Source organism: Rhizobium sp. LjRoot98 (assembly GCF_964252935.1).
In the GTDB taxonomy this organism is placed as follows: Bacteria; Pseudomonadota; Alphaproteobacteria; order Rhizobiales; family Rhizobiaceae; genus Pararhizobium.
Map to the genome: position 1 here is coordinate 1,346,506 of NZ_CAXUPW020000001.1, position 21,099 is coordinate 1,367,604.

Here is a 21,099-nt window from a genome sequence, read left to right on the forward strand (position 1 = left end):
CTTGCTTCCGCCTTAGCGGTCGCCCTGCTCGCTTTCGTCATGCACTGCCGTCGTTGCCTCATAGGCACGGACGATACGGGCAACCATCGGATGGCGGACAACATCGACATCCTTGAAGCGGACAACCGATACGCCTTCAACGCCTTTGAGGATCTGCAGGGCCTCGACCAGGCCGGACTTGACGCCACGCGGCAGGTCGACTTGGCTTGGATCGCCCGTGACGATCATCCGGCCGTTTTCGCCGAGACGCGTCAAAAACATCTTCATCTGCATCGTCGTGGTGTTCTGTGCCTCGTCGAGAATGACGGCGGCATTGGCGAGCGTACGTCCGCGCATGAAGGCGAGCGGGGCGATTTCGATGACGCCAGCAGTGATTGCCCGCTCGACCTTGTCGCCGGGCATCATGTCATAGAGCGCGTCGTATAGCGGCCGCAGATACGGATCGACCTTGTCCTTCATGTCACCCGGCAGGAAGCCGAGGCGTTCGCCGGCCTCCACGGCAGGGCGCGACAGCACGATGCGATCGACCGCGCCGCGCTCGAGAAGCTGGGCAGCATGCGCAACGGCAAGATAGGTCTTGCCGGTACCGGCCGGGCCGACGCCGAACACCAATTCGGACCGCTCCAGCGCGCGCATATAGGCGTCCTGCGTCGGCGTGCGGGCCGCAACAGTCTTCTTGCGCGTCGAAATCTGCGCGAGGTTCAGCTTGGCTTTCTTTTCCATGGTCGGCAACTGGAGCTGGTCATCGGCAGCGACCGCCATGCGGATGGCGCCTTCGACATCGGAGGGTTCAACGGTGCTGCCATTCTGCAGGCGCCCGTAGAGATAATCGAGCGCCCGGCGGGCCTGATTGGTGGCGACGACTTCACCGGAGATCGCGACGGAATTGCCCCGCGGCCGTGCATCGATATGCAGGCGCTGCTCAATCAATTTGAGATTCTGGTCGAACTGGCCAAACAACTCGCTGGCGAACCGGTTGTTCTCAAATGTGAGCACGAAGTGATTGACGTCTGTCGCGGATGTTTTCGACTGGCGCGGCGAAGATGAAACCAATTCGTGTCCGTTCAAGCGGTCAGGCTCCTTGAGTTAGCGGTCCTTCAGCTTACCACTTCGGCAAACAGACTGTTAGGCCCCGCACCAGTGATTCGTACAGAAACAATGTCACCGATTTGCGATGCGTTTGCATCAACATTCACGGACTGCAGCCAGGGCGAGCGGCCGATCAGCTGGCCCGGCATGCGGCCCGGCTTCTCCAGAAGCAGGTCGATCGTCTTGCCGATACAGGCTTGAGCAAACTCGTTTTGCTGTTTTAGCAACAAAGCCTGCAATCTTTCCAAGCGTTTGGCTTTTACGTCTTCCGGCACCTGGTCTCCAAGATCGGCGCCGGGCGTTCCGGGGCGGGTCGAATACTTGAATGAAAATGCCTGTGCATAACCAACGGTTTCAACCAGGCGCAGCGTGTCCTCGAAATCCTCGTCGGTTTCGCCGGGGAAGCCGACGATGAAATCGCCAGAGAGCGCGAGATCGGGCCGGGCCGCCTTGATGCGGGCGATCAGCGCGATGTATTCGGCCGTCGTGTGCCGCCGGTTCATCGCCTTCAGGATGCGGTTGGAGCCGGACTGGATCGGCAGGTGCAGATAGGGCATCAGTTGCGGCAGATCACGATGGGCGTCGATCAGGCTGTCATCCATGTCGCGCGGATGGCTGGTGGTATACCGCAGGCGGGAAAGACCTTCGATCTGCGTCAGGCGATGCAGGAGGTCGCCGAGACCCCATTTTTCGCCGTTGGCGCCAACGCCATGCCAGGCATTGACGTTCTGGCCGAGCAGAGTGATTTCGCGCACGCCAGCATCGACCAGTTTCTGTGCTTCGGCAACGATCTGGGCAACCGGCCGGGAGACTTCGGAGCCACGCGTGTAAGGCACGACGCAGAAGGTACAGAACTTGTCACAGCCTTCCTGAACCGTGAGGAACGCGGTGACGCCCCTCGCCTTTGTCTTGGCCTTGTCGGGTGCCGGCAAGTGCTCGAACTTGTCCTCGATGGCGTAATCGGTTTCCAGCACCCGCTCGCCACGTTTGACGCGCTGAAGCGCCTCGGGAAGCCGGTGGTAGGTCTGCGGCCCGATGACGAGATCGACGGCGGGTGCCCGGCGCAAGATTTCGTCGCCTTCGGCCTGCGCGACGCAACCGGCAACGCCGATCATCATTTCGCGGCCTTCGCCGGCCTTTTTCTTCTTCAAGTCACGCAGCCGCCCAAGCGCCGAGTAAACCTTCTCAGCGGCTTTCTCACGGATATGACAGGTGTTCAACAGGACGAGATCGGCGTCCTCCATGACATCGGTTGCGACATAGCCATCCTTGGCCAGCGCATCGGTCATCCGGTCGGAATCGTAGACGTTCATCTGACAGCCGTAGGTCTTCACGAAGACCTTGCGGACGGCTGAGCTCTCAAGAGCCACATCGGGCTTTGCGGATAAAACGGCGATTTCCTGTGTCATGCCCGGTTCCATAGAGCATCAAGGGCCAAAATTGAAGCCCTTTCCCTTGGCCACGACAGCCTCAGCGGCCACGCAGCTTGAGAGCCAGCATCTCGCGAATGCTCTTCTCCACCTGGCGGCTGACGACCTTGCGGTTGCTCTCTGCCGTATAGGTGATCTGCTCGCCGTAGATCACGTCGACATCGACGGCGCCCTCGTAGAGGATACCGAGCAGATGCGGCGCCAGCGCGATATCGCCCGGCCAGGCGGCGACCGGCCGGTGATAGCGGCCCATCGGCATGCCGTGAATGCCGGTATAGGCAATGGCCAAAGGTTGGACATGGACGGCACCCGTCGGCGACATCGGAACGGCGGCGGCAGCGGCACCGAACAGCGACGTCTTGATCTCCAGAAGCCGGTTGCCATCCGAGGTCGTGCCTTCGGGAAACAAAACAACGATCTCGCCATCGGCCAGACGCTTGCCGATCTCGTTGACCTGATTGCCGGTGGTGCGTTTCTGCTCGCGCTCGACGAAGATCGTTGCCTGCAGACGCGCCAGAAGGCCGAAGACCGGCCACGCCTTGACGTCGGACTTGGCGACGAACACCACGTCGGCGATCGAGCCGAGAACGAGAATATCCTTCCAGCTGGCATGGTTCGATACCAGCAGCAATGGCCGCTGCCGGTCCGGCGTGCCATGGACGCGGACCCGGATGCCGACGAGGCGGCAGGCCATGCGATGCCACAGGCGCGGCAGGGTGCGGCGTTGCGGTGTGTCCAGCCACAGAAACAGGATTTGCAGCGGCGCCATGACAACGGTCGCCAGAACGAGAATTGTCATGCACAGCGTGACGCGCAGCCAATTGATCACGCGCAGCGCCTCGGCACGCCATCCGGCGTCAGCATCAAGGACACTGTGCTGCGTCTATCGTGATCTCTGCTTGGTCTGTCGGCATTGCGGCGCAAGCGCGTCTCTCTTCCTGGTCCGCTTCACATCAGTCGGTTCAAGGCAGCTACGGCTAACCAAGATCGAGCCGCATGACAAGGGCAGCGGTTTTGGCGCCGTTAACATCCTGATAATAAGCACGTCTTTCGCCGACCTTGGAAAATCCGAGTTTCCGGTAGAGCGCGATCGCGGCAGTATTGGTCTCATCGACTTCGAGGAAAACGGCTTCAGCAGCCTGATCGCGCGCTTCGCGCAATGCCGCCCGCATCAACCGCCAGCCGAGGCCGAGACGCGAAAACCGCGGATCGACGCCGATCGTCAGGATTTCCGCTTCACCGGCCGCCACCCGCGACAGGACAAAGCCGCCGATAAGTGGTTGCGTGATAAACGGCCGCGTATAGGCATTGTTCTGGCGGGCGATGAAGCCGAAAACGGTATCCTGGTTCAGCAGCGAATGCAGTTCGCCGTCGCTCCAGGCATGCGTGAACCGCAATTTATGGACGGCCGCCGCCTGCGGCAGGTCGGCCGTTTCCAGGGCAAAGATTTCGAATTCGGGCTTGCGGACAAAAAAGTCGGTCAGCGACATCTTACGCTCGCGCCACCGCAAAGCCGGCCTGCGACTTGACGTCGGGGCCGCGCAGATAGAGCGGGCTCGGCTTGCCCAGTGAAGGATCGGCCGCAGCACCAAGGCGGGCGACAAGACGGATATCCGTGAGGTCCGTTTGGGCGGCGCTTTCCGGAACGTTGTCTGTCAGATGCCGGGCGGCGGTGCCGCAGATGAAGCCGTCGAAACCGGCAAACATCCTTTGGGCGTCTGGAATTTCCAGCATCAACGCTTCGCTACGCGCCGTGCCGTCGGCTTCGAAACTCTGGCAATAAAGCTCGTCACGCTTTGCATCGATCGTCGCCAGGATGGCGCGGCCCGGATGCCTTTCCCGGGCAGCTTCGGCAATGGCAGCAAGTGTTGAAACACCAACGGCCGGCACGTTCAGTGCCAGCGCAAAACCACGCGCCGCGGCAACGCCGACGCGGATGCCGGTGAAGGAGCCCGGACCGATGGTCACCGCGATGCGGCCGATATCGGCAAGCACCTTGCCACAAGCGGCGAGCGCCTCGTCGATAAACCCCATGAGTTGCTCTGCATGGCCACGGCCGATATCGGCCCCGGCCGAGGCCAGAACCGTATCGCTATCGCTGTCGTAGACGGCTGCAAAACAGCCCGCCCCAGCCGTATCAATGGCCAGGACGATCATGATTTTTCAACTTTTCTGGATAGTCGCGGCACGGATAATCGCTCGCTTAGACGGCTTCGACCGCCTGCACTTCAGGAATAAAATGATGCAGCAGGTTCTGCACGCCATGCTTCAGCGTTGCCGTCGAGGACGGGCAGCCGGCGCAGGCGCCCTTCATGTTGAGGAAGACAGTGCCATCGCGAAAACCCTTGAAGGTGATATCGCCACCATCCTGGGCGACAGCCGGGCGAACGCGGGTTTCCAACAGTTCCTTGATGGTCGCAACGATGGTCTCGTCGCCCTCTTCGAAGAACTCGCCGTCCTGATCACTTTCTTCAGCGCGCGTATGCACCGCCATGACCGGTTGCCCGGACATGAAGTGTTCCATGATCGAGCCGAGGATGGCAGGCTTCAAGTGCTGCCATTCCTGCGCTTCCTTGGTGACCGTGATGAAATCATAGCCGAAATAGACGCCGGTCACACCGGGGATCATGAACAGGCGCGCGGCCAGCGCCGAACCGGCTGCGGCTTCTTCCGCGTCGCGGAATTCGGCCGTGCCGTTTTCCATCACAACCTTACCCGGCAGAAATTTCAGCGTGGCGGGGTTCGGCGTGGCTTCGGTCTGGATGAACATGTCTTTACTCCGCGTCGGCCGGGATCGCGTTCAACCAGCCTGTTTAGAACTATTCAAAAGAATATAAGCCGTTTGGGCGGCTGCTTCAAGATGCGTGGGCCAGCGTTTCAGCCGCGCAAGGATCAATTCCATTGATCCTTGTTTTGGCGGCAAGGTTCAGCTCAACGCATCGATTTCCTCGTCCGTCAGCAGATCCGGGATGACAGTTACCGGGATCGGGAATGCGGCTGTCTTGCCGGCAATAGACGAAACCAGTGGACCTGGGCCATCCTTGGCCGAACCGGCGGCCAGCACCAGAATGGCGATGTCGCGGTCTTCCTCGATCAGGCTGTAGATCTGATCCGTTGCGCCGCCTTCGCGGATCACCATTTCCGGCTCGATCCCGATCGTTTCGCGCACCATCTGGGCGATCTTGGCAAGCGTTGCCTCGGCCTCGGCCCGGGCTTCCGCCCGCATGATCCCCTCGACACCCAGCCATTGCTGGAAGTCGGCATCGGCAATGACATAGAGCAGAACGAGACCGCCATTGGAGTTTTTAGCGCGCATGCCGGCATAGTGAACGGCGCGGCCGCATTCCGGGGTATCGTCGATCACCGCCATGAATTTGCGGCGGTGACCTTCCAGTCTTGAGAGTCGTGTTGAAACCATGACGCGACTCTTACACCCGATATTTTTGGCTGCAAGGTTTCTTTTGCGGCGGATTATTGCAGAAAGCCGACGATTTCCCGAACCTGTTTCATCGTCACTTCCGCCCGCGCCCTGGCCCGCTCGCCACCATCGCGCAGGATGCTGTCGATATGGGTCGTGTCGTCCATCAGGCGGCGCATTTCGCCCGAGATCGGGGCAAGAACGGTGACCGCGAGATCGACGAGCGCCGGCTTGAAGACGGAAAACTGCTGGCCGCCGAATTCTGAAAGCACCTCAGCCTTGGTCTTGTCCGACAGGGCGGCATAGATACCGACGAGATTGTCGGCTTCCGGGCGGCCCTTCAGGCCATCGACCTCGCTTGGCAAGGCGTCCGGATCGGTCTTGGCCTTGCGGATCTTCTTCGAGATCGTCTCGGCATCGTCCATCAGGTTGATGCGCGACAGATCGGATGCATCCGACTTCGACATCTTCTTGGTGCCATCACGCAACGACATGACGCGCGGCGCCGGGCCGCCGATCAGCGGCTCAACCATCGGGAAATAGGCATGCACCGGCTCTTCGCCGACCTTGATATCGACACCGTAATCGGTCCGGCGGATATGATCGCCGAAATCGATGTTGAACTTCTGCGCGATATCGCGGGCAAGTTCCAGGTGCTGCTTCTGATCATCACCGACAGGCACGTGCGTCGCGCGGTAAACGAGAATATCAGCAGCCATCAGGCTCGGATAGGCAAGCAGGCCCAACGACATCTGTTCGGCATTCTTGCCGCCGGATTTGTCCTTGAACTGGGTCATGCGTTCCATCCAGCCGATGCGGGCGACGCAGTTGAAGATCCAGGCAAGCTCGGCATGCTGCGGCACGGCCGACTGGTTGAAGACGATGTGTTTCTTCGGATCGATGCCCGAGGCGATGAAGGCGGCGGCAATCGAGCGGATCTGGCCCGGCATGTCCTCATGCACCAGCTGCGCGGTGATCGCATGCAGATCGACGACGCAATAGATGCAGTCATTGTTTTCCTGCAGGGCGACGAATTTGCGGATCGCGCCGAGATAATTGCCGAGGTGGAGATTGCCTGTCGGCTGAACGCCGGAAAAAACGAGCGGCTTGAATTCTGACATCGTGTCCTCATTCGGGCTTGTGGAGGGCCCGGCCTCTGTTGCTGTTGGCGGGCTTATGCACACAGGCGCAGCTGCGATCAAGAGGATTGCGGCCAGTGTCTGCGGCAAATTCCCTCCAGGGTGGAGGAAGAGAATGCCAAGACCTTGAATCCAAAGATTCAAATTGGAATTTTTTCCTCTAATGTTCAATTTCAATTAATGAACATGGCGGCAATACGGCATAGCTATTTAGAGCTAAAAGAAGAAAATTCCATAAATTTGCTGCAATTCGGATGAATTTGCCAATCCGCCAACACAACCAGGTTCCTAGGCCGAGCTCTCAGCTGTACTGCGCACATCGATGGCGCGGCGAACCGACATTTGCATGTGCTCCGATCCAATGAAGGACGCTGACGGGCCATGCCAAGGGGATTGTCATGCGTAATCTTTTATCGCTCGCACTCGCGTGCCTGCTTGCCGTTTCCGGTTTTTCCCTCGCCGAAGCCAAGGACGACAAACAGCGGAAAGTGAAGCTTCCCGTGCACAGCAGAACGACAGCCTACGCCGTGCAGACCGTATCGGTCAGAACCGGCTGCTTTTCACCGCGTCTGGAGGGCATTCTGGCGCATATCGCTGCGAAAACCGGCCGACGGCCACTGGTCACCTCCGGCCACCGGCCGAGCTCCCACCGTTCCGGCTCGATGCACCGGTTCTGCCAGGCCGCTGATATCCGCGTGCCCGGCGTTTCGGAAAGTGCGATCCTTGCCGCCGCGAGATCGGCGCCGGGCATCGGCGGTATCGGCCGTTACTGCAATGGTATCGTTCATGTCGATACGGGCGCCAAACGCCAATGGGCCTATTGCGGCAAGTCGAAACGTCATTTCCTCAGCGCCAAGCGCCGCTCGGGAAAGCGCGCCTGAAGCCTTTATAGCCTTAACTATCCTCTGGCGGCGTTGCGCTGGCAGCGCCCTTGCGCTTGATATTGCGCCGGATCATCGAGAGATCAGCCCCGCCAATCAGGAAGGCGGCTGCGAAGTAGACGACCATCGACACCCCGATCAGAATTCCAAGCGCCCCCAGCTTCGTCCAGAACGGCGATCCTGACGCCAGCGAGGCGGCGAAGACGCTGCGCAGGTAATAGAGAACGCCGCCCATGATCGACGCGGCGACAACCAACAGCGCCGTGCGGCGTACGAGCGCCCATTCCCAAGCCAGATGACCGCGGCGCAGCAGCGTGACAAAGAGCAGCACTGTGCTGATCCAGCCTGCCGTTGCTTCGGCGACCGCGATGCCCGGAGCGCCGAGGCGTGGAAACAGCGTGATTGCCAGAGCACAATTGACCACGACAGCAATAGCCGAAAAGCGCATCGGCATCTTGGTATCTTCGCGCGCGTAAAAACCCGGCTGCAGCGCCTTGATCAGCACGAAAGCCGGCAGGCCGATGCCGTAGATGGCAAGGATCGAACCGACAACGGCGGTATTTCCGGCGTGGAATGCACCCCGTTCAAACAGCACCCGGATGATTTCGTCGGAGAGGATCCACAGCGCAAAGGCAGCCGGAATGGTCAGGAACAGAACAAATTCGATGGACCGGTTCTGCAGGTTTCCGGCCTCGCGCAGATGACCGCCTTTGAGTGCGCGCGAGAGTTCCGGCAACAGTACGACGCCGACGGCGATACCGACCACGCCAAGCGGCAACTGATAGATCCGGTCGGCATATTGCAGGGCGGCGATGGCGCCGTCCTGCGCCGATGCGATCGCCTGACCAATCAACTGATTGATCTGGGTAATGCCACCGGTGATCGCAGCAGGTACGGCCAGGATCAGCAGGCGTTTGACGTTAGGTGTGAAACGAGGGAATTTGAGCTTGATGCTCATGCCGGCATGCAGCACGCCGAAATAGACGACAGCAAGCTGCAGGACACCCGCAACAAGCACACCCCAGGACAGATACCAGGCGGTCGTCAGCGGATCGGCGCCGGTATAAAGCGCATAGAATAGCGCGCCGATCATCACCACGTTCAGAAAGATCGGGGCGACGGCGGCGGCAAAGAAATGATGCAGCGAATTGAGCATGCCGCTCATCATCGCCGTCAGCGACATGCACATGAGGTAGGGGAACATCACCATCGCCATGCGCACGGTCAGCGCTGACTTCTCGGCATCGTCGGCGAAGCCCGGCGCGATGACGAAACGCACCAGGAGCGGCATCGACAGTTCCATCGCGATGGTGATCAGCAGCAGGACGGTGAAGAGCACACCGAACACTTCTTCGGAGAAACGTTTGGCACCATCCGTGCCATTGGCTTCGATCTCCTTGGAGAACAAAGGCACAAAAGCCGCATTGAAAGCGCCCTCGGCGAAGAGCCGGCGAAACAGGTTGGGGAACCGGAACGCCGCATAAAACACGTCGGCCATCGGGCCAGTACCGAGTGCCGCGGCCATCAGCATTTCACGGGCGAAACCGAAGATGCGGCTGCCGAGCGTGGCGCCACCGACGGTCATGAATTTCTTGACGAGGCTCATGATTCTGCCTTGGATTTTTTTGCACCCGTGACGGAGCGCGTGTGTTGCGGCGCGATCATGCCCGACGGCATGCGGTCGCGCATCTCGTCCGCCTCGTCCGACATCACAGCCTTCAGCCGCGCAACAATATTGCTCTGCCGGGCTTCCGTGGTGATCTTCTGGCCGACAAGGTCGGTGACATAGAACGTATCGATGACCTTCTCGCCGAAAGTGGTGATATGCGCCGAGGCGATGTCGAGCGACAAGTCGGAGAGCACCGCAGTGATTTCCGAAAGCAGGCCGGTGCGGTCGAGGCATTCGACCTCGATGACGGTGAACTTGTTCGACAGGCTGTTGCTGATGGTGACGGCGGGCGGCACCGTGAAGGCCTTGTTGCGCTTGCGGTGTTTCGTCCGGCTGGCGATCACTTCCGGCAGGCGTTTCTTGCCGGACAGCACATCCTCGATCATCTTGCCAATATTCGCAGCACGGCGCATCTCGTCGTCATCGACCGAAAACTCGCGGGTGATCAGGATCGTATCCAGCGCCCGGCCGTCCGACGTCGTGAAAATCTGCGCATCGACGATATTGGCACCTGCTGCCGCACAGGCCCCTGCAATCACCGCCAGTAGCCGCGGATGGTCGGGTGACAAGATGGTGATTTCAGTGATGGCGTGGAACTGGTGGGTGCGCACCATCGTCGCCAGCGCCCGTCCGGTCTTGTCGGCCTCCCGGATGAAACGGGCATGGCGCAGCTGGTCTTCGAGCGGCACCGACAAGAGATACGGCTGGTAATGCAGCTTGGTATAGGTCTTGCGGTCCTTCTGGCTCCAGTCGGACAGGGCATCGAACAGCACGTCGGCTGCATGTGCCGCACGCTCCTTGCGCGGCAGATCGGAGAAGCCGCCGGACAGAAGCAGTTCGGTCTCATAGTACAGCGTCCGCAGCAGCTGGCCCTTCCAGCCGTTCCAGACGCCGGGACCGACGGCGCGGATGTCGGCGATGGTCAGGATCAAAAGCATTTTCAGGCGGTCGAGCGATTGGACCTTTTCGGCAAAGTCGATGATCGTCTTGCGGTCGTTGAGGTCGCGCGTCTGCGCCACCATCGACATGGTGAGATGCTCCTCGATCAGCCACGCCACCGTTTCGGTCTGCTTGGGCGTCATGCCGAAGCGCGGGCAAAGTTTTCGGGCAACCTTGGCTCCGGCGGTCGAATGGTCTTCCGGACGGCCCTTGGCGACATCGTGCAGAAGAACGGCAACGAACAGTGCAGTGCGATCTTCGATCGAGGGCATGAGCTTGAAAGCGAGCGGATGCAGTTCCTCGTCGCGGCCCTGATCGATCCTCGACAGCACATCGACGGCGCGCAGCAGATGCTCATCGACGGTATAGTGGTGATACATGTTGAACTGCATCAGCGAGACGATCTTGCCGAACTCCGGAATGAACCGGCCGAGCACGCCAGCCTCGTTCATCCGGCGCAAGATCAACTCGGGATCGCGGCGCGAGGTCAGCATCGACATGAACAGCCGGTTGGCTTCCTCATTGTCGCGTACGGCCGGTGTGATCAGGCCAAGCGACCGGGTGACCTGCTTCAGGGCGGCAGGATGGAACTCCAGTCCATTGATATCGGCCACATGAAAGATGCGGATCAGATTTATCGGGTCACGCTTGAAAATATCCGGACTTGCAAGCGCAATACGGCCGCCGTCATCGACGAATTCCAGCGTACCGGCGATCTTACGGACGCGGTGAGTGAAGCGGCTGAGCGCAGCGGTAAACCCCGGAAGCTGCTTGGCCTGCTGGTCTTCCAGCGCAGCACAGAAGATGCGGGTGAGATCACCGACACTCTTGGCGACGAGGAAATAGTGCTTCATGAAGCGCTCGACAGCGGTCAAGCCAGGATGATCGTGATAACCGAGGCTTTCGGCAATCTCGCGCTGGATATCGAAGGATAGCCGCTCTTCCGCCTTGCCGGTCAGGAAGTGCATGTGGCAACGCACCGCCCAGAGAAAATCGTCGGCTTTCTGGAACAGGGCATATTCCTGGCGCGACAGGACGCCGAGCTTGATCAGGTCGGCCGAATCCTTCACCCGGTAGAAATATTTAGCGATCCAGAACAGCGTATGGATGTCGCGCAGGCCGCCCTTGCCTTCCTTGACGTTCGGCTCGACCAGATAGCGCGTATCACCGGCCTTGCGGTGGCGCTCGTCGCGCTCGGCAAGTTTGGCGGCGATGAAATCGGGGCCGGTATTCTTGACAATTTCGCCGTCGAAGCGGGTTTCCAGTTCCTCCGTCAACTCCTTCGAACCGCAGATATAGCGAGTTTCGAGGATAGCCGTGCGGATGGTCATATCGCCGCGCGACAGCCGGATGCACTCGTCGATGGTGCGCGTCGCATGGCCGACCTTGAAGCCCAAATCCCATAGGATATAGAGCATGAACTCGATGGCAGGCTCGGCCCAGACCGCCTTCTTGACCGGCAACAAGAAGAGAAGATCGATATCGGATCCCGGCGCCAGCGTACCGCGGCCGTAACCGCCGACGGCAGTGACGGCGATGCGAGTCCAAGGCTGGGCATTGGCGGCGTCGAAGACCTCATTCAGGACGAAGTCGTGCAGGAGGGTGATGAGCTGGTCCTGCAGCCAGGAAATCCGCTCGGCGCATTTCAGCCCGCTGCCGTCTTGAAGCAGCAGTTCACGCGCCTTTTCACGGCCGGCCAGATTGGCCTGCTTGAACGCGGCCAGCAGCGCCTGGCGCATCATGTCGCGGTGTTCCGCATGCGCCGAAGCGATGAAACTGCACTTGGCCCTGAGTGCCGTAACATTCAGGATATCGGGAAATGACGTCTCATGTATGGTCATCAAAGGCCGACCGTCTTCCTGTCCGGCAGGCTCTGCGAGCCATGCTTGTGCATGCGCTATAGCCTTTTTGCCCGAGAATGGACAAGACTCTTACGATCAAGAATTACCAAGCTGCTTCTTCAGCGCGTAAAGCGCATCCATCGCCTCGCGTGGCGTCATGTCATCGGGATTGAGGCTTTTCAAAGCCTCCTCCACCTTCGACGGACCCGCCTTGACCTGTTCCTCGCGGCGGATTGCCACCTGGAACAGCGGCAGGTCATCGATCAACTGGCTGGCCGGGTTCTTGCGGTCGGCGTCCTCGAGCTTTGCCAGAACATCCTTGGCCCGGGAAACAACGGACGCCGGCAAGCCGGCAAGGCGGGCGACCTGGATGCCGTAGGACCGGTCGGCAGCACCAGGCCCGACCTCATGCAAGAAGATGACGTCGCCATGCCATTCCTTCACCCGCATGGTGGCATTTGACAGACGATCGAGCTTTTCCGACAGAACCGTCAGCTCGTGGAAATGTGTAGCGAACAAGCCGCGGCAGCGGTTGCCCTCGTGCAAATGTTCGACGGAGGCCCAGGCGATCGACAGGCCGTCGAACGTCGCGGTGCCACGGCCGATCTCATCGAGGATGACCAGCGAGCGGTCCGTCGCCTGATTGAGAATCGCGGCCGTCTCGACCATCTCGACCATGAAGGTGGAGCGGCCACGGGCGAGATCGTCCGACGCGCCGACGCGCGAGAACAGCCGGTCGACGATACCGATATGGGCGGATGCTGCAGGCACGAAGGCCCCCATCTGCGCCATGATGGCGATCAACGCGTTCTGACGCAGGAACGTCGATTTACCGCCCATGTTGGGACCGGTCAAAAGCCAGATCGCCCCATCGCCCTCGCCGTCATGCGGCGACAGATCACAGGTATTGGCAACAAATGCGGCGCCGGACTGGCGGCGCAACGCCTGTTCCACCACTGGATGACGGCCACCGTCGATGGCAAACATTTTCGATGTATCGACCAGCGGGCGGCAATAGGCCTGCTCCTCGGCCAGCGTCGCCAGCCCGGCAGACACATCGACCACAGCAAGCGCAAGGGCGGCGGCTTTGATGGCTTCAGCCTCCGCCACCACCATGGCCGACAGCCGATCGAAAGCCTCAAGCTCGATGGTCAGCGCCCGGTCGGCGGCATTGGCGATCTTGGTCTCGAGATCGGAGAGTTCGGTCGTGGTGAAGCGCATGGCATTGGCCATGGTCTGGCGATGGATGTAACGCGCCTTGGCCTCGGGTGTGTCGGTCATCGGCCCGGCATTGCCCTGGGTCACTTCGATGAAATAGCCGAGCACATTGTTATACTTGATCTTCAACGACTTGATGCCGGTTTCCTCGGCATAGTCGAGCTGCAGCCCCGCGATCACCCGGCGGGACTGGTCACGCAGTGCCCGCATTTCGTCGAGTTCGGCACTGGCGCCATCGCGCAAAAAGCCGCCGTCACGCTTCAACAGCGGCAATTCATCACCGAGAATGGCTGCCAACTGCTGGACCATATCCTGCGGCAGCGTCTTGATGGCCAGAAGCGCGCCGCCCAGCTCTTCCGAGAGATCCCCGCGACTAAGCAGGCCAGCAACCTCGACCGCAGACTGGCAACCGGCAAGGATGCTGCCGAGATCACGTGGGCCGCCACGGCCCAGAGACAGGCGCGACAGCGCACGCGGCATGTCAGGCACGTGTTTCAGGGCGGAGCGCAGATCGCTGCAGAACGACGGCTGGTCGGCAAGCGCACTAATGGAATCAAGCCGGGCATTGATGCGCTCCGGATCCGTCAGCGGGGACATCAGCCGTTCGGCCAGCAGCCGGGCGCCGCCGCCGGTGACGGTACGGTCCAGCGCCTTCAAGAGCGTGCCGTTGCGATCGCCGGACTGGGTTTTCACCAGTTCGAGATTGGTGCGGGTTGCCGGATCGATGAACAGCGTCGAGGCGGCACTTTCGCGCTCCGGCGCGCCCAGCGGTGGACGCTCCGCGAGCTGGGTTTTTTCCACATAGGAAATTGCGGCAGACGCAGCCGCGAGTTCGGCGCGCGAAAAGCTGCCGAAACCATCAAGCGTCTTGACGCCATAATAGCGGGCGACGCGGTTTTCCGCCGTGGCGCTGTCGAACAGCACGGCCGGCTGCGGCACCGCGACTCGGCCGAGAATGTCGATGACCGGGCGCATCTCCGGATCATGGAATACCGTATCGGCGAGGATCAGCTCACGCGGCTCGATACGCAGGATATCGGCGAGCAGCCGCGTTTCCGTGGTTTCCGCCAGCCGGAAGACGCCGGTGGAAATATCGATCCAGGCCAGCGCGATGGCAGGCTCATTGCCGCCGCGAATGCGGGCAAGCGCCATCAGGTAGTTCGATTCCGATGGCGAAAGCAGCTTGTCTTCGGTGATCGTGCCGGGGGTAACGAGACGCACGACATCGCGCTTCACCACCGATTTTCCGCCGCGCTTCTTGGCCTCAGCCGGATCCTCGACCTGCTCGCAGACAGCGACACGGAAGCCGAGACCAATCAACTTTTGCAGATAATCGTCTGCCGCGTGAACCGGCACGCCACACATCGGGATGTCCTGGCCGAGATGCTGGCCGCGCCGCGTCAGCGTGATCCCAAGCGCCCGCGACGCCTCAACCGCGTCCTGAAAGAACAGTTCGTAAAAATCGCCCATCCGGTAAAACAGGATCGAATCCGGGTTGTTCGCCTTGATCTCGATGAACTGTTCCATCATCGGCGTGGCCGTGGCGCGGCTCTCTTCCGTCGCCAGCTGGGCGGCGGTCAGAACCTCGGGAGGACGGATAATTGGCTCTGCTACAAAAGTCATGCTGGTTCCAAAAAAGTGGTGCCACACTATCCATGCGCGTTTATAGAAGACAACACCAAAGCGGCTAAGGAGAGCCGTCGCCCACAAAAGGTTGGAGGACCCATGGCCGAAAATGACAAGACCAGTCGCAGCGCGACCAGCGTGACCGATCAGGAAGCCCTCGACTTCCATTCGCAGGGGCGACCCGGAAAGCTGGAGATATCGCCGACCAAGGCGATGGCGACGCAGCGCGACCTGTCACTTGCCTATTCGCCAGGTGTGGCCGTGCCGGTCAAGGCCATCGCCGCCGACCCGTCCAAGGCCTATGACTACACGACCCGCGGCAACATGGTCGCCGTCATTTCCAACGGAACCGCCATTCTTGGCCTCGGCAATCTTGGCGCACTCGCCTCCAAGCCGGTGATGGAGGGCAAGTCCGTGCTCTTCAAGCGGTTCGCCGATGTCGATTCGATCGATCTTGAAGTCGACACCGAGAATGTCGACGAATTCATCAATTGCGTACGGTTCCTCGGCCCGTCCTTTGGCGGCATCAATCTTGAGGACATCAAGGCACCGGAATGTTTCATCATCGAGCAGAAACTGCGCGAGATCATGGACATCCCTGTCTTCCACGATGACCAGCACGGCACCGCGATCATCGCCGCCGCCGGCCTGATCAACGCGCTGACGCTGACCGGCCGTGATTTCAAGACGACCAAGCTCGTCTGTAACGGTGCAGGTGCAGCCGCAATCGCCTGTATCGAGCTGATCAAGTCGATGGGCTTCAACCCGGCCAACATCATACTCTGTGACACCAAGGGCGTGATCTACCAGGGCCGCACGGAAGGCATGAATCAGTGGAAATCGGCGCATGCGGTCAAGACCGATCGCCGCACGCTGGAAGAAGCCATGAATGGCGCGGATGTCGTCTTCGGTCTTTCCCAGAAGGGAGCTTTCTCCGAAGACATGATCCGTTCGATGGCGGACCGGCCGATCATCTTTGCGATGGCCAACCCCGATCCGGAAATTACACCGGAGGAAGTGTCCCGCATCCGTGACGACGCGATCATGGCAACGGGACGATCAGACTACCCGAACCAGGTCAACAACGTCCTCGGCTTCCCCTACATCTTCCGCGGCGCGCTCGACGTACATGCCTCGACTATCAACGAAGAGATGAAGATCGCTGCAGCGCAGGCTCTGGCAAGCCTTGCCAAGGAAGATGTGCCGGACGACGTGGCTGCCGCCTATCAGGGCAACCGTCCGCGTTTCGGCCCGCAATATATCATCCCTGTCCCGTTCGACCCGCGGCTGATCTCGGCGATCCCGATGGCCGTTGCCAAGGCGGCGATGGACAGCGGCGTTGCCCGCAAACAAATCCCGGATCTGGCCGCCTATGGCCGGCAGCTGTCAGCCCGCCGCGACCCGATCGCCTCGACACTGCAGCGCATCTATGAGCGTGTTCGCCGCCAGCCGAAGCGCATTGTCTTTGCCGAAGGCGAAGAGGTGCAGATGATGCGCTCGGCGGTTTCCTATGCCAACCAGGAACTCGGCACCGCCATGCTGCTCGGCCGCGAAGACCGGATGCGCCAGACGGCGGAGCGCGAAGGCATTGATCTCGACCGGCCGGGTATCCAGCTCGTCAACGCCCGCATTTCCAAACGTACCGGTGCCTATACCGACTATCTCTACGCCCGGCTGCAGCGGAAGGGCTACCTGTTCCGCGATGCACAGCGTCTGATCAACAACGACCGCAATCACTTCGCCGCCTGCATGGTGGCACTCGGCGACGCCGATGGCATGGTGACGGGCATCACCCGCAATTATTCCACGGCACTTGAGGACGTTCGCCGCTGTATCGATCAGAAACCCGGCCACCGGGTGATCGGCGTGTCGCTGGCTCTCTGCCGTGGCCGTACCGTGCTGGTTGCCGATACGGCGGTTCACGATATGCCGTCTGCCGATGAACTGGCCGATATCGCCGAGGAGGCCGCCGGCCTCGCCCGCCGTCTCGGCTACGTGCCACGTGTGGCGCTTCTGGCCTATTCGACATTCGGCCACCCGTCGGGAGAGCGCTCGGAACGAGTCCGTGAAGCCGTCAAGCTGCTCGACAAGCGCCGTGTCGATTTCGAGTATGATGGCGAGATGGCGGCCGATGTGGCGCTGAATGCCAAGGTGATGGAGCAGTATCCGTTCTGCCGCCTGTCAGGTCCGGCCAACGTGCTGGTTATGCCGGCGTTCCACTCGGCTTCGATCTCGACCAAGATGCTTCAGGAACTGGGTGGATCGACGGTGATCGGCCCCCTGCTCGTCGGCCTCGACAAGTCGGTCCAGATCGTCTCGATGTCGGCCAAGGACAGCGATATCGTCAACATGGCGGCCCTGGCGGCGCACAACGCTAATAGCTGAGCGCGCATCTGAAACACAAAGAGCCCGCCCGGCAAACCCGAGGCGGGCTCTTTTTATGCGACATGTCGATCTTGATCAAAACACAACTGAATACACGTTCCGCAATATTGGAAGCCCGATCAAAACGTTCACTTGCATGTAAACTGCATTCCAGAACGCCAAGCGGCGCCTTCAGCTCGCGAAGCGGCCAGCATCGGCACCATAGTAATTCAGGTAGCGGCCGGAGATATTGGTGATCGGCAAAACGATCAGCACATCGGTGGTGCGGAACGCGTGATCGACCACGGCGCCATTCCCGACCATGGCGCCAAGGCGCATATAACCCTTGATCAACGGCGGCAAAGCGGCAAGCGCCTTGCGCATGTTGATGGCTTCAACCGGCATCAGGTCCATGGTGCGATAGAGTTCCGGGCGGGCAGACACGTCCCACTCGTCACGAACGACCACGTTATGATGCAGGAAAGACAGCGCCAACGCGTGCTCTTCGGGAATGACACCCGGAAACGAGCCGCAGCCAAACATGGCGTCGACGCCATACTTCAACGCATAGGCCCAATTGCCCTGCCATAAAAGCTCGACAGTGCGCTTGGTGCGGTATTCCGGCAGGACGCAGGAGCGGCCAAGCTCCATGAACTTCTTGTCCGGGTGCCGCTCGAGAAGCGAGCCGACCGAAAACTCCGAAGCCGAATAGAAGCCGCCTGTCCGGGTCGCGACGTCCTGGCGAAGCAGGCGATAGGTTCCGACGATCTGGTCTTCCGGGTCACCCTCGATCGACGTGTCGAGCACCAGAAGGTGATCGCAGACCAGGTCCCACGCATCGGCGTCACGTTTGCGGCGATCGGCGTCCAGCGGGATTTGCGCCTTCATCTCCTCGACGAAAACCTTGTAGCGGACCGCCTGCGCGGCATCGATTTCAGACGCGTTGCGGGCAAGCCGCGTCTCGAGATTGCCGATACGTCCGAGTATGTCATGCGCCGGGGCATTGACGCCCCGGACACGGGTCTGCGGCTGTTCAGCCACCACAACCAGATCCAGAGTTTCGATTGTCATCGTACGTCATCCTAGTCGCTTTATCCTGCCCGGCTTAAACCATGTTTCTGCGACAGGATAGTGACATCGAAGGCCCAAGAAAACCGTCAAAGTCACGAAGCAAGCAGGCGATCGATTTCAGCGGTCAGCGCTTTCGGGTCCGCGGGTTTGGACAACACCGCGCTTGCTCCGGCAGCCATGAGTTTCTGGCGCGTATCGAGCTGCGTGTCGGAGGTCAGAATGATGACCGGGACGGGCGCGCTGCCGGACTGACGCTCGTGCTCACGCAGCCGCTCCAGCATCGACAGCCCATCGCCGCCGGGCATATTCAGGTCGCTGACGATCAGTTCCGGGGCAATACGGACAGCGGCTGGCGCATCAAACAACGTTAGGGCAAGCACGGCAAAATCATCGACGACGCGAACGGTATGGCCGGCTTTCTCCAGAACAGAACGCACCATGAGGGCATTGATCGGATCGTCCTCAGCCAAGAGCAGACCGCCTTCGGCCGGCCTGTCCCGCTGCGCGGGGACCTCGCGCAGCATCGGGCGGTTGTCGTTGAATGCGTCACGCACTTCCATTCCTTTCATGCGGCCTCGCAGCACCTCGACCAGAGATTTTTCCCGCAGCGGCCTGATCAGCCACGCATGATAACCATCCATCTGGTTGATCTGCCGGCCGTTGCGTTCTTCCGGATTGATCAGATAGGTCTTGCGCAGCTTCTGCTGTTCGAGGCTTGGCATCTGCGCCAAAAGCCGGCGAAACTGTGCGGCGTGGCGATGATCGACGATGATGTCGGTCAGTGGCATCCCCGTGGACAGCGCCCGCACGGCGGCGGCCTGCGCATCTTCTATCGTTTCGGCGCGTTCGCAGAAACCGCCGAGCGTCCGGATCGTCGCAAAGAGCGCGGCCGAGGCAGGGCCAGCCGGTGCCATGACCAGCACGCGGGACATTCCCAGCACGTCTTTTCTGGCGAGAGAGGCATTCGCGAGATCACACCCCAGGGCGGGGAAGCGGATTTCAAACGTGCTACCTGTCCCGGGAACGCTGGAGAGCGTCAGTGAACCGCCAAACTCCTCCATGATCCGCCGGGAGATAGCGAGACCGAGACCTGTGCCGCCGGCACGCTGGGATCTGGCCCCAGCTTGCTCGAATTCATCGAACACCCGAGCCTGTTCCCGCGCGTTCATGCCGGGCCCGGTATCATTAATACTGACGATAATCGTATCGCGCTCCCGCGCGGCGCTGACAAGCACACCGCCGGTATGGGTGAACTTGACCGCATTGCCAATGACGTTGAACAGAACCTGACGCAGCCGGGCCGCGTCGAAATCCATCAGGCCCGGCACGTCCGCGGCAATGGTGGCGCCGATCTCGATACCCTTTTCATGCGCACGGTGCGACAGCATCTCGACGACGCTTTCAATCGTTTCGCGCAACGGTTCCGGCGCCGGGCGCAATTGAAAGCGGCCAGCCTCGATCGAGGAAAAATCGAGCAGATCATCAACCAGTTGCACCAGCGCATGGCCTGACTGGCGCATGCCGGCGAGGTAATTCTTCTGCTCGCTCGTCAACCGCGTCTGGCTGATCAGATGGCTCATGCCGAGAATGCCCGACAGTGGCGTGCGGATTTCATGGCTGACGGTCGCCAGCAATCGTGACTTCGCCTGGCTCGCCTGTTCGGCGCGGCGGCGCGCCTCCTCGCTTTCGCGGGCGATACGGCTTTCCTCAGTGACATCCCGGGCGATGCTGTGAAGCATAAAGGCACCACTGGCTGGCTCGCGGGCGATCACGTCGTGCCAGTCGAATATTTTCGTCCCCGCATCCGTGACGATGCGAACCCGGTAGTGATTGGAGCCGGGGGCCGGTTCGAAGTCGATCCCGAGCGCCTCGCAGGTCCGTCCTTCGGGCTTCAACCAGCCTGTCAGGCGGCAAAATACCGAATTGGCCTGAACGATCTTGCCGCCCGGCTCGCGGATGATGGCGATATCGCCGAGGGCATCGTGAATGGTGGAGAGAAGCTGCGAGGTCTCGCTGCGCTCCCAGCGGCTATCGCTGGCTTTTTCGTCCCGGATGCGCCCCTTGGCTTCGGCGGGCCCGGCGACGGATCCGTACCAATCTTTCAGCAGCAGGGCCGCGCCAGTGACACCGGCAATAGCCAGACCAGCCGAAAGCAAATAGAACCCGGCATCAATGCCTGCGCCGAGAACAGCGGCCGAGCCGAGCAGCCCAACGCCGGCAAGGGCCGGTTTCAATCCCGGATAACGCTCCTTCGCTCCACCGGGACCTTCTTCCGGTTCCAGCGAATGCGGATCTTCGGCCAAGGGCGCATCAGATGCGCGCCTGTTGTTCAACGTCCGCTTCGGTGCGCTGAACTCAACAGTAATCCGTTTTCTCAGGTTTGGCAGGTCGCTCATGACGCTTGGCCTAGCATG

The 21,099-nt window shown here is 60.7% G+C and carries 15 protein-coding genes; 2 read left to right on the top strand and 13 right to left on the bottom strand.

Annotated elements, in window-relative coordinates:
- Positions 1-12: 12 nt before the first annotated feature.
- The 8 genes from ACSQ3J_RS06655 to trpS form a co-directional block, all read right to left on the bottom strand.
- Positions 13-1,068 (bottom strand): PhoH family protein, encoded by a 1,056-nt coding sequence (locus tag ACSQ3J_RS06655; RefSeq protein ID WP_037104536.1) that lies wholly within the window; start codon positions 1,066-1,068, stop codon positions 13-15.
- Between the two features lie 29 nt (positions 1,069-1,097).
- On the bottom strand, positions 1,098-2,498 hold the full coding sequence (gene miaB, locus ACSQ3J_RS06660; RefSeq protein WP_060501397.1) for a tRNA (N6-isopentenyl adenosine(37)-C2)-methylthiotransferase MiaB: 1,401 nt from the start codon (positions 2,496-2,498) through the stop codon (positions 1,098-1,100).
- A gap of 61 nt (positions 2,499-2,559) precedes the next feature.
- On the bottom strand, positions 2,560-3,348 hold the full coding sequence (locus ACSQ3J_RS06665; protein ID WP_060500812.1) for a lysophospholipid acyltransferase family protein: 789 nt from the start codon (positions 3,346-3,348) through the stop codon (positions 2,560-2,562).
- Between the two features lie 148 nt (positions 3,349-3,496).
- Entirely contained in the window at positions 3,497-4,009 is a 513-nt protein-coding gene (locus ACSQ3J_RS06670) for a GNAT family N-acetyltransferase (RefSeq protein WP_060500814.1), read from the bottom strand.
- A 1-nt stretch (position 4,010) separates the two neighbouring features.
- Complete coding sequence (gene tsaB, locus ACSQ3J_RS06675; protein ID WP_060500816.1) at positions 4,011-4,676, bottom strand: tRNA (adenosine(37)-N6)-threonylcarbamoyltransferase complex dimerization subunit type 1 TsaB; 666 nt, start codon at positions 4,674-4,676, stop codon at positions 4,011-4,013.
- Between the two features lie 46 nt (positions 4,677-4,722).
- Positions 4,723-5,289: a NifU family protein gene (locus tag ACSQ3J_RS06680; protein ID WP_060511956.1), complete on the bottom strand. Its 567-nt coding sequence runs from the start codon at positions 5,287-5,289 to the stop codon at positions 4,723-4,725.
- Positions 5,290-5,445: 156 nt separating this feature from the next.
- Positions 5,446-5,937: a universal stress protein gene (locus ACSQ3J_RS06685; RefSeq protein WP_060500819.1), complete on the bottom strand. Its 492-nt coding sequence runs from the start codon at positions 5,935-5,937 to the stop codon at positions 5,446-5,448.
- A gap of 53 nt (positions 5,938-5,990) precedes the next feature.
- Positions 5,991-7,058, bottom strand: coding sequence for a tryptophan--tRNA ligase (gene trpS, locus ACSQ3J_RS06690; protein WP_060500821.1), 1,068 nt, complete (start codon positions 7,056-7,058; stop codon positions 5,991-5,993).
- A gap of 416 nt (positions 7,059-7,474) precedes the next feature.
- Between trpS and ACSQ3J_RS06695 the strand changes: the two genes are divergently transcribed.
- On the top strand, positions 7,475-7,957 hold the full coding sequence (locus tag ACSQ3J_RS06695) for a YcbK family protein (protein WP_060500823.1): 483 nt from the start codon (positions 7,475-7,477) through the stop codon (positions 7,955-7,957).
- 13 nt (positions 7,958-7,970) lie between these two features.
- On the opposite strand, the gene murJ is transcribed toward ACSQ3J_RS06695, so the two are convergent.
- From murJ to mutS, 3 genes are all read right to left on the bottom strand, one after another.
- Positions 7,971-9,563: a murein biosynthesis integral membrane protein MurJ gene (murJ, locus tag ACSQ3J_RS06700; RefSeq protein ID WP_060500824.1), complete on the bottom strand. Its 1,593-nt coding sequence runs from the start codon at positions 9,561-9,563 to the stop codon at positions 7,971-7,973.
- Positions 9,560-12,406 (bottom strand): [protein-PII] uridylyltransferase, encoded by a 2,847-nt coding sequence (locus ACSQ3J_RS06705; RefSeq protein ID WP_060500826.1) that lies wholly within the window; start codon positions 12,404-12,406, stop codon positions 9,560-9,562. The genes murJ and ACSQ3J_RS06705 overlap by 4 nt, the downstream gene beginning before the upstream one ends.
- A 96-nt stretch (positions 12,407-12,502) precedes the next feature.
- Positions 12,503-15,247 (bottom strand): DNA mismatch repair protein MutS, encoded by a 2,745-nt coding sequence (gene mutS, locus ACSQ3J_RS06710; RefSeq protein ID WP_060500828.1) that lies wholly within the window; start codon positions 15,245-15,247, stop codon positions 12,503-12,505.
- Between the two features lie 102 nt (positions 15,248-15,349).
- Between mutS and ACSQ3J_RS06715 the strand changes: the two genes are divergently transcribed.
- On the top strand, positions 15,350-17,635 hold the full coding sequence (locus ACSQ3J_RS06715) for an NADP-dependent malic enzyme (RefSeq protein WP_060500830.1): 2,286 nt from the start codon (positions 15,350-15,352) through the stop codon (positions 17,633-17,635).
- A gap of 171 nt (positions 17,636-17,806) precedes the next feature.
- Here the strand turns inward: ACSQ3J_RS06715 and ACSQ3J_RS06720 are convergent, their stop codons facing one another.
- Together ACSQ3J_RS06720 and ACSQ3J_RS06725 are read right to left on the bottom strand one after the other, a co-directional pair.
- Complete coding sequence (locus ACSQ3J_RS06720; RefSeq protein ID WP_060500831.1) at positions 17,807-18,685, bottom strand: GNAT family N-acetyltransferase; 879 nt, start codon at positions 18,683-18,685, stop codon at positions 17,807-17,809.
- Between the two features lie 92 nt (positions 18,686-18,777).
- Positions 18,778-21,081 carry a PAS domain-containing hybrid sensor histidine kinase/response regulator gene (locus tag ACSQ3J_RS06725; RefSeq protein ID WP_060511958.1) on the bottom strand — a complete coding sequence of 768 codons (2,304 nt, stop codon included), beginning with the start codon at positions 21,079-21,081 and terminating at the stop codon, positions 18,778-18,780.
- Between the last annotated feature and the right edge of the window lie 18 nt (positions 21,082-21,099).